Source organism: Pedobacter aquatilis, from assembly GCF_032678405.1.
In the GTDB taxonomy this organism is placed as follows: domain Bacteria; phylum Bacteroidota; class Bacteroidia; order Sphingobacteriales; family Sphingobacteriaceae; genus Pedobacter; species Pedobacter aquatilis_A.
Genome location: NZ_JAVTSJ010000003.1, coordinates 107956 through 124563, shown reverse-complemented (window position 1 = coordinate 124563; position 16608 = coordinate 107956). Strand labels below are relative to the sequence as shown.

Genomic DNA, 16608 nt, shown 5'->3' with positions numbered 1-16608 from the left:
ATAACAAAATTAAAAAACCCCAGCTATTCTGCAATAGACTGGGGCGTAACTAACCATTGTTAACTTTTTATTTTAAAGTGAAAGATGCTTCCTTAACATCTCTCGAATTAGTACCGATGAAAACTTTGAAATCTCCGGGTTCTGCAACAAATTTTAAATCTGAATTATAGAATTTTAAATCCTGTTCACTGATAGAGAAAGTTACATTTTTAGTCTCTCCAGGTTTTAAATATATCTTTTGAAAACCTTTTAATTCTTTTACCGGGCGGGTAATGCTGCCAATTAAATCTCTCGTATATAATTGAACAACTTCCTTGCCCCCCACTGAACCATTATTGGTAACAGCAATAGTAGCAGTAATACTTTTACCTTTGGTTAATGTGTTTGAACTAAGTTTGATGTCGCCATAACCGAAATTTGTGTAGCTTAAACCATAACCAAAAGGATAAAGCGGGTCGTTATTTACATCAAGGTAATTTGAACGGAATTTTTCGAACCATTTGCCATCTGCAAGCGGTCTACCTGTGTTTTTGTGCGCATAATAAATCGGAACCTGACCAACATTTTGCGGGAAAGTAGCACTTAATTTACCTGAAGGATTTACATCTCCAAAAAGTACATCAGAAATAGCATTTCCGGCTTCACTTCCTGGGAACCATACATTTAATATTGCAGGAACGTTCTCATTCTCCCAGTTTAAGGCCAGCGGGCGACCAGTGAATAGCACCAATACAACTGGTTTTCCTGTTTGCGTTAAAGCTTTTAGAAGGTTTTTTTGCGTTTGCGGGATTTGAATATCAGTAACACTACTGCTTTCGCCTGAAAACTCAGAACCTTCACCTAAAACAGCAACAACCACATCCGATTTCTTAGCAACATTTACAGCCTCTTTTATCAGTTCCTCTTCGCTTCTCGAATCGCGGGTATAAGTATTGTTGTGGATATTAACATAACGGTGTTCCATTACTGAATCGGCCAGGAAATTAGCGCCACGGGCGGTTAAAATTTTCGCATTCTCGCCCAATACATTTTTCATTCCCTGTAAAACGGTTACTGACTTATCGAAAAGTGCCGCAACACTCCATGTACCATACATGTTTGCTGTATTATCGGCCAATGGGCCAATTAAGCCAATAGTGCCCGATTTTTTTAATGGAAGAACATTATTCTGGTTTTTTAGAAGAACAAAACTTTCTGCTGCAATTTCTCTGGCTGCCTGGCGGTTCTGAGGTGTAAAAACTTCTGTTTCTGCTCTTTTAACATCACAGAATTTATATGGATTTTCGAACAAGCCAAGTTTGTATTTTGCCTGAAGAATTAAACGGCAGGCACGATTAATCTGTTCTATATTCACTTTTTTCTCAGCCAATGATTTTTTTAGTGTACCAAGGAAACCTTCACCAACCATGTCCATATCAACACCCGCATTTAAAGCTAAAGCCGAAACCGTTTGTAAATCGCCCATGCCATGTGCAATCATTTCAGGTATACCCGTATAATCGGTAACAACGAAACCTTTAAAGCCCCATTGGTTACGCAAAACTTCAGTCATTAACCATTTACTTCCGGTTGCCGGAATACCATCAACCTCGTTAAATGATGCCATGATGCTTGCTGCGCCGGCATCAATTGCAGCTTTATATGGGGGTAGGTACTCATTATACATGCGTACTTTGCTCATATCGGTAGTATTATAGTCGCGACCTGCTTCGGCTGCACCGTATAAAGCGTAATGCTTAACGCAGGCTAAAATCTGGTTGTTTGTTTTTAAATCGCCCTGATAACCTTTAACCATTGCTTTAGCAATTGCAGAGCCTAAAAAAGCATCTTCTCCGTTACCTTCAGAGATTCGGCCCCAGCGAGGATCGCGTGAGATATCAACCATAGGAGAGAAGGTCCAGTTGATACCGCTGGCACTCGCTTCAATAGCTGCAATTCTGGCCGATTTTTCTACAGAATACATATCCCAGGTGGCACTCATACCCAAAGGAATCGGGAAAACGGTATTGTAACCATGTATAACATCCATGCCGAAAAGAAGCGGAATTTTCATCCTGCTTTCTTCAACGGCAACTTTTTGTACAGCGGCAATCTTCTCTACACCTTTGATGTTGAAAAGTCCGCCTACTTGCCCCTCTCTAATTTTCTTACCTATATCACTGCTATTAGCCTGTCCTGTAGTAATATCGCCCGAACTTGGTAAATTTAACTGTCCGATTTTCTCGTCGACAGTCATCTTAGCCATCAGGTTATTAATAAAAGTGTTCATCTTCGCCTCTTCGGCAGAAACAGGTTTTTTGGTTTGCGCTGAAGAACTTACAGCTATAACCGCAAGTAAAATAAATAGGATATTCGCTTTTCTCATTATATAATTTGTGTATTTATTCATTGTTTAATCAACTGTTTTTACATCAGTTTTTTTAGATACGCCGTTTTCATTAATTGCCTCAATACTGAAGTAATATGTTTTTTTTAAATCCATTGCTTTAAACCAGTATTCATTAAAATCATGAATCATAATGCAGTTGTAAAGTTTGTCAGGAGCTGTGCCATAGTATAAATTATAGGCAAAAGCATTATCTACGGGCTGCCATTTAATGTAGGCACTTCGTTTATCTTTCTCTGTTCTGAGTACGATGAGATTTTTTACTGCATCGGGCTTTGTTCCGTTTCCGTTACCAAAAACACGTAATCCACTGATTGCAAACTTTCCGGTTGGCATATGGATATTAACCATCTTGATGAACCTTGTTTTTACAGGTTTTTCAAGTTCAACGTAATCATGTGGTACGTCGGTTTTATTCTGGCTTTTGTCAACAAGTACCGACCATTTTTTTCCATCTATTGAGGATAAAATTTTATACTGATGGAAAATGCCGGTTTGTTTGCCTATAAATTCAGCATCCTGATCGGCATAATTAATCTGAATGGCATTAACGGTAGCAAGGGTGCCTAAGTCTGTTTGTATCCATTCGCCACTATTTGCTGTTTTAGCACTCCAATAGGTTTTTATACTTTCGTCAACAGCGTTGTTGGCATTAAAAGTGCCTAATGTTGATGATACCGTTACGGGTTTCTTGTAATTGATCAACATCCATCCTGGCCCGGCAGGACCACCTTCTTTTCTTTCTGATGGAAGATAAAGCGGATAATCGCCAAAAGCTGTGTTTGTCCACATCACATCATCCTTATCAAAGCCCGTTGGCCATATGCCCATTCTTCTTTCCCAGGTATTCTTAACACAGATAATGCTTGTTGATATATGCCAGTATTTTTTATCATTGTCCTGAAATGTTGCTCCATGGCCTGCGCCTCGCGAGAATCCCCCGCCTTTGTAGCTTAAGGGATCGGATTGAGGGATAGCTTCTGTTCCATCAAACAGCGGTTTGGTGCCCACAACAACACCATCCGAATAACCACTGAATTCTGTTCCTGGTGCACCATATTGAAAATAATATTTTCCGTTATGTTTCGTCATCCAGGCGCCCTCAGCAAAGGCATCGAGAAAGGTATTATCCATATATTCGCCAAAACGTTGCCAGCCGTAGCGCCATCCCTGCAGCAGGTACATTGGTGTTCTTGTCCCAATTGGTTTAAAAGTTTTTCGGTCTAATTCTACTCCATACATCGGGTATACGTTACTGCTTCCGTTGTACATGTAAAATTTACCATCATCATCAGTAAAAAAAGCAGGGTCCCAACCGCCAATTTCAAGCGAATCGACCAATGGAAACCATTTGTTGCCCAATGGATCGGTGCTACCCCAAAGGGTGAAGTTTTTAGTATAAGTGCTTCCAAAAACAACAACCGTATCACCTATGATACCTACACCCGGCGCACAAAGTTCATCCTTGGTATTGTTCCACGGGCGAAGAAATTTACGTTCAATAAATTTCCAGTTCAACATATCTGGACTGTGCCAGTAACCCCATTGGTTTGTACTGAACAGTAAAAACTCGCCTTTATAGTTAACGATTACCGGATCGGCGGTTGCCCTGTGTTTTCCCCATTCGGTAAAAGACTCGAAAGGTGTGTAGCCATAATCTACATTTATAGGGTTACAATACGTTTTTTGTTTTTGAGCAAATACGGTTAAGCATGAAGCAAAAAGCAAAAAAGTAAGTATAATTTTTTTCATGTTTTAAAATTTGTTGAGTCGTTATTGCTATGTCACATTCTAATTAAAGATTGTTTCATGATGTGCATTAACGATTATTTTATTTGCGGGCTTTCAAATCCAAGCTTTGTTAAGCCATTCTTTACATCATGGTTTTGCATAAATAATTTCCAAAGCAAACCTGACCGGTAATTTTCGATCATTACCACCATTGGCCCCTGATCAATACCTAAATATCTTTTCGGATACCAGTTGTCGGTTTCAGAAAAGGCATCGTAAAAGCCATATTTTCCCCAAACCTTATCACCTAAATCTTCATACAGATGTCTGATTACTTTTATCGATTCTTTTGGTGTGTAGGGAATTGAAGATATTGCTGCTGTTGGGGAAATTACGCCAAAATCTTCCTGTGGGTTGTGAGCTGCATAGCCCTTTACAGAATAACTTGCCGTAAGCCCCCAGTTATTTACTCCGTAACCTTTAAAGCCTTTTGGATTTGCTACACAATAATCATGAATAGCCAGGGTATGATTAACATTGTTTTCCCAGTAATCTGCATATTGATCTTTTAAGCCTTTTGGATTTAGTCCCAGATAAGAATAATGAGCCCAGAATAAAGGTCCTACTGCGTTTTTCTGGCCCTGGTAATCCATGGTGAAAGGATGTCCATATACTTTGAAGTTTGCTTTTATTCCGCCATTTCTTCCCCAGCCTTCGTGGTATACTTCTGCAGGAATAGTGTGGGTAGGGGAAGAAGCCGCCATAACATACATGATTAAGCATTCGTTATAGCCTTTAACTGCGAAGTTCATTTCCCAGGCATACTCCGGCGACCAGTGCCAGTAAAGTACATTTTGTCCGCCATTTCTGTACCAGCTGAAATCAATTCCTTTCCAAAGTTCATCTGCTTTTTTTGCCAGTTTTTTTTCTGCGGGAGAACCATTTTTATAGTATTCGTTAATGCAGATTAAAGCTTGTGCCACAAAAGATGTTTCCACAAGATCACCGCCATTATCTTTTTTCCCGAAAGGACGTACTTTCCCGGTTTCACCATGAATCCAGTGCGGCCATGCACCGTGAAAGCGATCTGCTTTCTCAAGGAAACCTAAAATTTTATTTAACCTGTCTAAACCTTGTTGCTTAGTTACATAACCTCTATCTATTCCCGATAAAATGGCCATTAGTCCGAAGCCTGTTGCTCCGGTAGCTACCGTACTTTTATCATTCTCAGGGTAGATATTATCGGCGTGATAACGTTCGCGTCCGGCGCCAGAAGTAGGTTCCGCTCCATCCCAGAAATATTCAAAAGTTTGCTTTTGGACAACATCTAGCAAGGCATCGTCTGATAATCCTTTTTTTATCGGGGGAGCAGATTTTATTACTTCGAAGGTTTGTGCTTCGGATGTGCACTGTATGCCAGAGCTGATTAAAACAACAAGAAGAATTCGGAATATAAATTTCATTTTTTAGGGAGATGATTAGAGATTTGGACTACTGAAACCTAAATTGCGCATACCGGTTTTTACTTCGGGAGCGCTCATGAATAAGTTCCATATTAAATTGGAGCGGTAATTTTCTATCATTACAATTATTGGCCCTTGGTCTATTGCAAGTGTAGATGTAGCAAACCACTGATCTTGCAAAGAAAAAGCATCGTAAAAACCGTAATCGCCCCACATTTTATTACCTAACTTATAGTAGTAATATTTTAGTGCCTGCATGGATTCAGTAGGTGTATACGGAAATGAGGCTAACGCTGCGGTAGGCGCAATAACGCCAACATCGTTTCCGGGGGCACTGGCTGTATAACCACCATTGATATCGCTTGCAGTTAGGCCCCAGCAGTTTTCGCCATAGCCATAAAAACCCATAGGATTCGCCTTGCAGTAATTATAATTGATTTGTGTATGTGCTTTAGTCTGTGTTTCGTAATTGGCGTAAGCATCGGTTAACCCTTTCGGATTAATGCCCATAAATGAATAATGTGCAAAAAACAAGGGGCCGCCATTTGCAGTACCTAATGGGAGCTGTACGCCATAATAAGTATTCCCATTTTTCATTGCGCCGTTTTGTGCCCAACCTGTATCGTAAACGGTTTTTGGAATTGAATAAGTAGGGGAGGCGGCCGCCATAACATAGGTAACCAGGCACTCATTCCATCCTTTTATAGGAAGGTTCATATCCCAGTTATAATTCGGGCTCCAATGCCAGTAAAGTGTACTGCTATTATCTTTACGGTACCAGCTCCATTCTACACCGTTGTATATCGTATTAATATCAGTTCTTAATGCTGTTTCGGCTGCATCTGCACCATTAAAATACTGACGGGCAGTTATCAAACCAGCCATCAGGTAAGAGGTTTCTACTAAATCGCCTCCATTATCTTTGGTGCCGAAAGGAACAACCTTTCCGGTACTTCCATCAATCCAGTGCGAGTAAGCACCATGAAAACGGTCTGCTGTTTTCAAAAAGGCTACAATTTTTTGCATTCTTGCCAAACCCTCAGCCCGCGTAATAAAATTGCGACTAATCCCGGTTACTAAAGCCATAATACCAAAACCTGATCCGCCTGATGTAACTATATTTCCAGAAGTGTTTCTTTCCCTGGCTAAACCACTTGTAGGGTGTGCAAAATCCCAAAAGTATTTAAAAGTTTGTTTTTGAACTAAAGTGAGTAATTCATCATCGCTAATTCGGGCAAATTTGTCGGTATCATCAACAGCCGTAATCAGGTTAACTATAACACTACTCTGAAGTTTGCTACCTGTTTTGGATAATAACCCGGTTGAGGCAGTTAAAATATATTTAGTAATCGGTTGTAATGCTGCCGAAGGCATGATTACAAGCGTATTATCGTTATTCTCTAAAGTTGAAGTAAATGCTGTGGTATTTCCTGCAGCATCGGCCAGGGTAACATTTCCGCTAACAGAAGTTAAGTTTACGGGAGATGAAAAAGTGATTTTAACAACTGGCGTGTTGTTTAAACCGTAATAAGTGAGTCCGGTATAATTGCCATTTACCGTTAGGTTCGAAAAGAAATAAGTAGAGGGAGTTGTAGCTGGATTTGAATTATCAGCTGTTTCACTTTTTTTACATGATAAAAAGCTGAATATTATTAAAAAGGAAATTTTCCAGTACTTAGTCATGATAAGATTTAAAATAAAGGCTGCCAGCTATGGGCAGCCTTTATATTTGGATTTTTTAAATTAGTAACCTGCGTTTTGAGTTAGCAAACCACCACTTTTGTCGATTTCATCCTGAGGGATTGGCCAAACTTCATTTTTGCCTGCTTTCCATCCTCTTGCTCCGAAAACAGCCGTTCCTCTTCCTTGTCTGATTACATCAAAGTAACGATCATATTCCATCGCTAATTCAACTTGTCTTTCTTTCCATATAGCATTGCGTAATGTTGTTTGATCAGTTGATGTAACTTTAGGTAAAATAGTTGTACTACCTTGTCTTGCTCTTAACCTAACGGCCTCCAAAGAAGAGATTGCCAAAGTTGAATTGCCTAATTCATTAGCTGCTTCCGCATTCATCAATAAAATATCTGAATAACGAAGTACTCTGAAGTTTTGCTGGCAACCTTCATTGTAGCCACTTACAAATAAGCTAAATGGCACATAAGATTTTTGATTGTACATTGGGTTATCTCCAGTAGCAGGAATTACATCTCCTTCAGGAGTTGTTTCACCTCTGAAAATTATGGTAGCATCTCTTCTAGGATCACCAGTTTCGAACGCTGCGGCTAATGCTGCAGTTGGAACATTGAATCCCCAACCACCACCAGTTGATCCACGTACGCCTTGTACCTGAGAATATTGCGAGTTTGAAGCAGCTGCATTTCCTAATAAAAGAGACGCTTGGATTTCAAAAACTGATTCACTACTATTTTCATTAGCGATTCTAAAAACAGAGTTGAAATTAGGTAGTAAAGAATATCCCATACCCATAACAGTATTTGTATAAGACAGGACATCATTCCATTTTTTTAGGTACATGGCTACTTTAGCATGCAAACCTAATGCAGCACCTTTCGTTGCTCTACCTAAATCTGCTGAAGCATATGTTTGAGGCAAACCTGCAGCAGCATCATTTAAATCTGTTTCAATTTGTGCATAAACCTCAGTTTTTGATGTTTTAGCAATATTATATTGCGATACATCAGTTGGTACCGTTAGTCTCAAAGGAACATCTCCAAATGCTCTTACTAAACGGAAATATGATAGAGCACGAATAAACTTCGCTTCAGCGATGTACCTGCTTTTCAAAGATGCATCCATAGTTATACTAGGGATTCTGGTAATTACCTGATTTGATAAAAGGATATTCTGATATTGAGCATTCCAAAAACCAGATAATTGTCCATCAGCAGGATTTACAGTGAAATTATGGTAGTCGTTGAAGAAAGTCGCATCTGTTGGACTACTTCCTTTTTCTGCTTCATCAGATCCCATGCTTTCAACTGCAATTGCAGGGAAGGCAGTGTTGCCCCATGCTCTTAAATTAGCGTATGCTGCATTTATTGCTTTAGTTGCGTCATCTTGCGACACAAAAAATGTAGATCCAGCTTGCTGTGCCTGAACTGGCACATCTAAAAAGCTTTTTTTACATGCAGGAGCAATTGAAATCAGGCCTATAAAACCGACACCTACTATTGCTTTTTTATATTGATTAATTTTTTTCATTTTGTTATGCTTTAAAAAGTAACGTTAATACCGAAGTTATAGGTTGCGAACAAAGGATATACGTTAGCATCGATACCAGCATTTAATGCAGCTGGAGAATTTTGAGTTGTTGATGCCGTAATCTCAGGGCTAAATCCTTTATATCCAAAAATGTTCAATGCGTTTTGTGCATTCGCGTAAAAACGAACTTTTTGCATTTTCCATTTATCAGTAATAGATTTTGGAAGTGTGTAGCCTAATTGGATATTTCTTACTCTGAAATAAGAACCATCTTCAACATAGAATGAGTTAGGTGAAGAATTGGCAGCAGCACCTACATTTGCAGAAGGATAAGTATTTGAAGTACCAGCTCCATGCCATCTGTTATTATAAAAATCTTTTGTGAAATTTTCATTACCGTAACGGTAAGCGATGTTAGCATTGTATACTTCAACGCCAGCAACGCCTTGAAAATCAACCGCTAAGTCGAAATTTTTGTAGCCAAAATTTGTGTTGAAACCATACGAATACCTTGGGTTAGGGTTACCAAGTACAACCCTGTCTTTAGAGTTAATTACACCATCACCATTAACATCCTGGTATTTGAACCCTCCAGGGGCTGCATTAGATTGTGTTGGTGAAGCAGCAACATCAGCCGCAGATTGAAAAATACCTATAACATTATAACCGAAGAACTGGCCGATTGGCTCTCCAACTACAGTTCTTGTAGCAGAATAACCGTTAGTTATACCAGTACTACCAGCATAAATAGGATTCGCCCCTGAAACTACGTTGGTAACTTTGTTTTTGTTGTATCCAACGTTACCACTGATTGAATAAACAAAACCACCTTCTGTTTGGTCTTTCCATGATACCGAAAGCTCTGCACCTCTGTTTTGTAAATCTGCCTGGTTACCTAAAATTTGAGAGTTAGAAGCACCTAAGCTACCTAATAATGGAAGATTGAAGATTGCTTTTGATGTTTTTCTGTCATAATAGTCCGCTTCAACAGTTAATCTGTTTTTTAAGAATGCAGCTTCAAAGCCAATATTACTTCCTACACCTCTTTCCCATAAAATGGTTGGAGGAACATAAGAGAATATACTTGCACCAGTATTTGCAACATTATTAAAAAAGGCAACAAGAGCTGCTGTTTGTGTAACAGTTTGGATTGAAGGGTTAAACGGTACACTTGCGTTTCCAATTTTACCCCAACTACCTCTAATTTTTAACATGTCAAAAAAGTGTTGGTTTTTCATGAAGCTTTCTTCGGTAAGAACCCAGCCAGCACCAATTGAAGGGAAATAGCCCCATGGTTCAGAACCATAGAATTGAGAAGCACCATCAGCTCTGATTGATGCGTTTAACAAATATTTATTTTTGAAGCTATAATTAACCCTCGCAAAATAAGATGCAAAATTATTTAACTCTCCACCATCGCTTAGCTCTCTTCCTGATGCATCACCTAAAGCTAAATATAAATCGCTATCGGTGTTATATGGAACATTTAATGCTGAACCAGTAAGATTATATGTTTTTCTTTGTTGAGCAGATTGACCTACTAATACTGTTAAATTATGATCTTCAGCAAAAGTATTGTTGTAAGTTAACGTATTTTCCCAGATCCAGTTTCTCGTTTCAGCTCTTGTTATAGCTAATTTGCTCGTATTACTTTGCTGAGCAAATGTTGCATAGTACTTAGGTGAGTAAGCACGACTTTCAGCTTGTGCAAAATCTCCACCTAAACTTGTTTTAAACGTAAAGTGTTTAGCAAATTTAAGTTCTGCATATAAGTTAGCAGTTACTTTGTAGTTTTTAGATTGTTGATTATAAAAATCAAGAGTAGCCTGTGGGTTAAAATTAGCCCCATCACCTAAATTTTGCGATCTAGGATCACCATAACTGCCATTTGCATTGAATACAGGAACTGTAGGCGATGCAGAGTACATTTGATGAAAGATTGAAGACGGAATATCATTGCTTTTACTCATAAGGCCAGCAATGCTATAACCAACCTTTAAAGGTGCAGCAATTTGAATATCATTTGAAAATCTACCAGTATAACGCTTGTAGTTATTGTTTTTAACTATACCATCCTGATCTAAGTATCCTAATGATAAATTATAAGATGACTTATCAGAACCACCCATTACAGATAACTGATGATTGGTAACTAATGCACTTCTTAAAATTTGATCATACCAATTAGTTCCTTCGCCTAAATTGGTGTTCGAAAATAAGGCTGCATTACCATTTGACGTATATAACTCATTAATTAATGTTGCATACTCTGATGCATTAGCCATTTCAACCTGGTTTGTAACTTTTTGAAAACCTACATAGCCATCATAATTTACCGTTGTAGGCATATTAACACGACCTTTTTTAGTAGTTACTAATACAACACCATTTGCTGCACGGATACCGTAGATAGATTGTGCCGAGGCATCTTTCAAAATACTGATATTTTCTATGTCACCAGGATTTAAAAAGCTGATGTCATCGAACCAGTTTCCATCAACTACATAAAGTGGGTTTGCATTTCCATAAATGGTTCCTAAACCCCTTATTTTTATTTGTGGAGAACTGCCAGGAGAACCAGCATTGGTAATCTGAACACCTGCAACCTTACCTTGTAACGAACTTACAGGGTTAACAGATGCCTGCTTAGATATTTCTTCACCTTTTACGCTGGCTACAGAGCCTGTAACATCGATTTTTCTTTGTGTACCATATCCTACTACAACAACTTGCTCTAGTTGTTGTGAAGAAGAAGCTAATTCTACATTGATAGTTGTTCTGTTGTTAACAGGGATTTCCTGAGCAGTGTAACCTAAGTATTGAAATACTAAAGTTGCGTTTGCCGGAGCGCTGATACTGTAAGCTCCTGATGCATCTGTTTGTGTACCATTTTGTGTTCCTTTAACCAACACACTTACGCTAGGGATGGTGGATTTATCTCCTCCATCAGTAACCTTACCTTTTACGGTAATGTTTTGCGCAAATGCTACGTTAATTGCGAGTAAACAAATCCCGGCCAGAACAGAAATTCTTGTAAAGATTCTTTTCATGCTTTATTATAATTTAGTTTAATTGTTAAGCTAAAATTGAGGTTGTTTTTTTGCTTGTGCAAGCCTGTCTACCTCTACATTAATACATCATATTTAAAAGTGTAGTATCTCAAACCTTTAGACCGAATGCGAAATTGGGCTGAAAACGCAGTTTTTAGAATTGTAACTGATTAATTACGGGTACACAAGTGTATAAAATACACGAAGTATTTTGAAAGGATTTGAAAAGGCGTATGAGAGGTAATGATGTAGTGTTTAAAAGCGTTTGTGTGTTAAATTGAAGTTAAAAACGCCAAAATATGCACAAGTTACCGGGAAATTTTATTAGTGTAATTTTGGTTAAATCTACAGTTCCATTAAAAACTCGGTAAGGTTTTTATCATGTGGTACATTTAATTTTTTGCGCAGGCGATACCTTCTGATTTCGACACCCCTTAGTGTAATGTTTAGTAATGATGACATTTCTTTACTACTCATATTCATCCTTAAATAAGCGCAAAGCTTAAGATCGTTTGGTACCAAATCAGGATGATCGATTTTAAGCTTTTTGAAGAAGCTTTCATGTGCTTCGTTGAAACTATTTTCAAATAAATGCCAATCGCGTTCATCATTCATTCCGTCATTTATAACTTTCTGAATTTTGCGCACCTGCTCATCGGCAAGCTTTTTGCCATTTTCATCCTTCAGTTTTACAATATCATCACTAAGCTTTTGAAGAAGCTCATTCTTATAAACGAGGGTCATGGCCGAATTTGCAAGTTCACGGTTTTTTGAGGCCAGTTCGGCTTGCAGTTTCTCTGTTTGAAGTTTATGGATCTGTCTTTCGTTAGCCTCTGATTCCTGCTTAAGAATTTCATCCTGTTCCGCTTGCAGCCTGTCGCTTATTTTCTGGCTATCTTTCTGAAGTTTTCTTTCGTAAATCTTTTTACCTAAAATCAAGGCTATAATAAAAATCAGCGTATAAAATAATATCGCCCAGTTACTCAGGTACCAAGGTCTAAGTATGGTGAATTCGAAGGTTGTTATTTCACTAACTGATGAATCATTTATTTTAGCCCTGACTTTAAAAATATACTTGCCACTGCTAAGGTTGGTAAAATCTTTTTGGGTGGCGTAACTCCAGTCTGACCAGTCTTTTGAATAACCCTCAAGGTAATACTGGAATTTAACTTTTGCTTGCCTGTAATAGGGGAGGGAGAAAGAAATCCGGATATTATTTCTGCTGTTTTTAATCTCAACCTCCGAGCCATCGTTACCATTTTCACTTATAATCGAATATTTATCGGTAATATCTTCAATTCTTCTGATGAGTACATTTTGCTGGGTTTTGTTCGACTGTGCCGCCAGTTTCTGACCGGCATTATAAAATACAAAACCATCATCAACACTGATCAGGTAAATTGAATTACTAATTCGGCTTATATTCTCATAGTATTGAACCATTTTGCCATCGAGAATACTAAACAGATTCGAATCAATGGAAATTTTACCGGCCTCACTGAAATCAGCAAGAGCAGTTTTACCATGATTAATGAACCAGTATTTTTTTGCACCAGCATTGATAATTTTGTTTGATGCGGCAAATGAGCCTAAGGCTTTATTAAGTACATTATATTTAGAAAACCTATCGCTCAGGTTATCGTAGGTGAAGAAACCTGACTCACTGGCGAAAACAATTTTATCTTCCAAATTAAAGAGATTGAGGTTATAGTTACTTGGTAGACCACTATGCTCATCATAATACTTATTGGAAATTACAGTGCTATAATCACTGCTTAATCTTAATTTATAAAGTCCTTTATATGCATGACTAACCCATATTTCGCCTTTGTTATCTTGTTCAACATAACGGGAAGGAATGCTAAAATTGGCAATCTTTTTTAAAAACTGCCATTTACCCTGACTGTTTTTATTGAATAGCAACAATCCGGTATAGGTCCCCTGGATCAGCAGGTTTGGGTTACTGTTTAGTTTTTTGATTGTCCAGCCGCCGCTGTAACTGGTAAGTTTTTCAATTTTATCGCCAACAACGCTGAATGTTCCGTTGTTATGACCGCACAGCAGTTGATCATCAATTATTGTTAATTCCCAAACCTGTCCCTGCGAATTTGGAATGAGCCTGAAGTTCAGATTTGAAAACTGCCCGCCATCTTTCCACTCGCTGTAAAATAAACCCTGGTTGGTTCCAAGATAGATTTTTCCTTTGAAAATAACGCTTGAGTATACTGTGCCAAATACGCCGTTTTTATCAAGGTAAAAGTATAACGGTGAGTTAAGTTCAATCCTGTCGATTCCATTGTCGAGGCCTGCCCATAGATTTTGTTCATTATCGCTGTATAAACTTAAAACGGTATTATTCTGAAGTCCGCTTGATTTGTTAATTCTTTGAATGATATTTCCAGCTTCGTCAATAATAATTATTCCATTCAGAATTGTACCATAAGCATAATATTTATCAAGGATTTTAGCACCATTATTTAGCTGAAAGGCCGATAAAAATGCGTTGGCAGGTGTATTAAAGGGTTTAAAAGTATTTCCATCGAAAATGAATAAACCATTTTTACCAGTACCAATAATCAGGTTATTACCTTGAAATGGTAATATTGATAAAACGCCGGTTTTACATATGATATCGCTTCCGGGTATAAATTCGAGTTTATTACCTTTTAACTCATATAAACCTTTATCCTCAACAATGAAACGATTACCTATCTTATAGGAGAATAGAAAATTACTGGCATTTTTCAGGATGTTGATTTTTCCATTTGTGTAAATATATATAGTACTGAATGATTGAAAAATAATTTTATTACCATAGATATGGATTTTCCAGATCTCATCTTTTAAGGGATCTGATTTTGGGATCAGATTAATAAGCGAGGTGTATTTTAATCTATTTTGCTTAAAAGACCAATACCCGAAATCGCCAAAGCCACCCGTGTAAATTTTACCATTATTATCAGTAGCAACTGAACGTACAATCTGGTTGTTTGGCATTTTGTATTTCTGCCAATAACGTCCATCGAAAGTTAATAATCCTTCAGCATTACCAAAATACATTACACCATTTTTATCTTTAGCAACGCTCCAGTTTTGATTACCTGAAGTGTAAACTGCCTTTGAATAGTTTTCTATATAAGGAACACCAATACTTTTTATATCAGCGGCATTGGATTTGGAAGTAAAAATGATAAATAAAAAAAGGCAGCTTAATAATTTTTGCATGGGTGATTCTGGTAAAACCTTTACTGCACAAAGTAATAAAAATAAAAGGAAGATATTAAATTGAATTACTTCCTGATAAAGGCAAAGAAAACCGCCAGAATAATGAGGCAAAAAGCAACGATATGATTCCAGGCAATTTTTTCGGTTTTGAAAAACAAGATCGAAAATAGCAGGAAAACTGTTATCGATACCGCTTCCTGCGTAACTTTTAATTGCATTAGGCTAAATGGACCACCATTTTCTTTAAAACCAAACTTGTTTGCTGGCACCTGAAAAATGTATTCGAAAAGTGCTATTCCCCAACTAATTGCAATTATGGAAATCAAGCCAAGGCTTTTGCTCCATTCCATTTCCTTAAATTTTAAATGGCCGTACCAGGCAAGTGTCATAAAGGTATTCGACACAAATAGAAAAAAGACGGTGAATAGAGCACGCATAGCAGAGTATCAGGATAAACTCCCGAAACTCAATTTTGTTTTAAAGTTGACTAACTATTCAACAACTTCAGCTTTTTTATTTACTGGCTGAGGTACTTTTACATAATAACCTGTTCCATCGTAAGGACGTTTGCGTGGGTTGGTGGTACAGGCAACTGAACAACATCCCTGAAGTTCTTCTCCACACTCGTCGCATTGGGTAATGTGTTCGTTGCACTCAGGGTTTGCACAGTTAATCATTTTTGGTGTTGTTTTGCCACAATTAAAGCAAACCGAAACAACAGAAGGATTTACATTATTTACATCAACAGCTATCCTGTTATCAAATACATAACATTTTCCTTCGAAATCCTTACCACCTGCTTCTTTGCCATATTTTATAATGCCACCATGTAATTGATAAACATCATTAAAACCGTGGTGAAGCAATAAAGCCGAAGCTTTTTCACATTTGATACCACCAGTACAGTAAGTTAATATCTTTTTGTCTTTATATTGGGCAAGCTGGTTAATCTGCTCAGGGAAATCGCGGAAGTTTTCGATATCTAACGTTACGGCATTTTTAAATTTGCCGAGATTATGCTCGTAGTTAGAGCGGACATCCAGAATAACTACATCATCATCATCTTTCATTTTCATGAAATCAACCGGCTCCAGGTGCTTTCCTGTTTTTTCATTTGGATTAATGATTGATGCATCTCTTAATCCTGAATGAACAATTTCAGACTTGTAACGGCAGTGCATTTTAAGAAAAGAAAGTTCTTCTACATCATCAATTTTGAATTCTGTTTTAGCAAATCTTTCATCAGCATGTATAGCTTTCATGTAAGCTTCGCATGATTCGGCAGTGCCGGAAACGGTACCATTCAAACCCTCGTCAGCAACGATAATCCGGCCAACCAGGTTTAATGATTTACAAAATTTAAGGTGATCTGCAGCAAATTGTTCTGCATTTGCTATGTAACTATAGCAATAGTAAAGGAGTGTCTGATATTTTTTCATAACGCATTGATACCGCTGCAAACGGCGTTTAAAGCGCTGCAAAGATAGTACATTTAAGCCAAAAGCGCAAAAGGATAAAGCTTTTGCAC

The 16608-nt window shown here is 37.9% G+C and carries 9 protein-coding genes; all 9 read right to left on the bottom strand.

The window, feature by feature from the left end:
* Positions 1–67: 67 nt before the first annotated feature.
* On the bottom strand, positions 68–2365 hold the full coding sequence (gene bglX / locus R2R71_RS09825; RefSeq protein ID WP_316831103.1) for a beta-glucosidase BglX: 2298 nt from the start codon (positions 2363–2365) through the stop codon (positions 68–70).
* Positions 2366–2392: 27 nt separating this feature from the next.
* Entirely contained in the window at positions 2393–4138 is a 1746-nt protein-coding gene (locus R2R71_RS09820) for a discoidin domain-containing protein (protein WP_316831102.1), read from the bottom strand.
* Positions 4139–4212: 74 nt separating this feature from the next.
* Positions 4213–5580 carry a glucoamylase family protein gene (locus tag R2R71_RS09815; protein ID WP_316831101.1) on the bottom strand — a complete coding sequence of 456 codons (1368 nt, stop codon included), beginning with the start codon at positions 5578–5580 and terminating at the stop codon, positions 4213–4215.
* Positions 5581–5595: 15 nt separating this feature from the next.
* Complete coding sequence (locus R2R71_RS09810) at positions 5596–7263, bottom strand: glucoamylase family protein (RefSeq protein ID WP_316831100.1); 1668 nt, start codon at positions 7261–7263, stop codon at positions 5596–5598.
* Between the two features lie 60 nt (positions 7264–7323).
* Positions 7324–8805 (bottom strand): RagB/SusD family nutrient uptake outer membrane protein, encoded by a 1482-nt coding sequence (locus tag R2R71_RS09805; protein WP_316831099.1) that lies wholly within the window; start codon positions 8803–8805, stop codon positions 7324–7326.
* Between the two features lie 11 nt (positions 8806–8816).
* Complete coding sequence (locus R2R71_RS09800) at positions 8817–11855, bottom strand: TonB-dependent receptor (protein WP_316831098.1); 3039 nt, start codon at positions 11853–11855, stop codon at positions 8817–8819.
* Positions 11856–12200: 345 nt separating this feature from the next.
* Complete coding sequence (locus R2R71_RS09795; protein WP_316831097.1) at positions 12201–15080, bottom strand: triple tyrosine motif-containing protein; 2880 nt, start codon at positions 15078–15080, stop codon at positions 12201–12203.
* 65 nt (positions 15081–15145) lie between these two features.
* Positions 15146–15517: a DMT family protein gene (locus R2R71_RS09790; RefSeq protein WP_316831096.1), complete on the bottom strand. Its 372-nt coding sequence runs from the start codon at positions 15515–15517 to the stop codon at positions 15146–15148.
* Positions 15518–15571: 54 nt separating this feature from the next.
* Positions 15572–16519: a rhodanese-related sulfurtransferase gene (locus R2R71_RS09785; RefSeq protein ID WP_316831095.1), complete on the bottom strand. Its 948-nt coding sequence runs from the start codon at positions 16517–16519 to the stop codon at positions 15572–15574.
* Between the last annotated feature and the right edge of the window lie 89 nt (positions 16520–16608).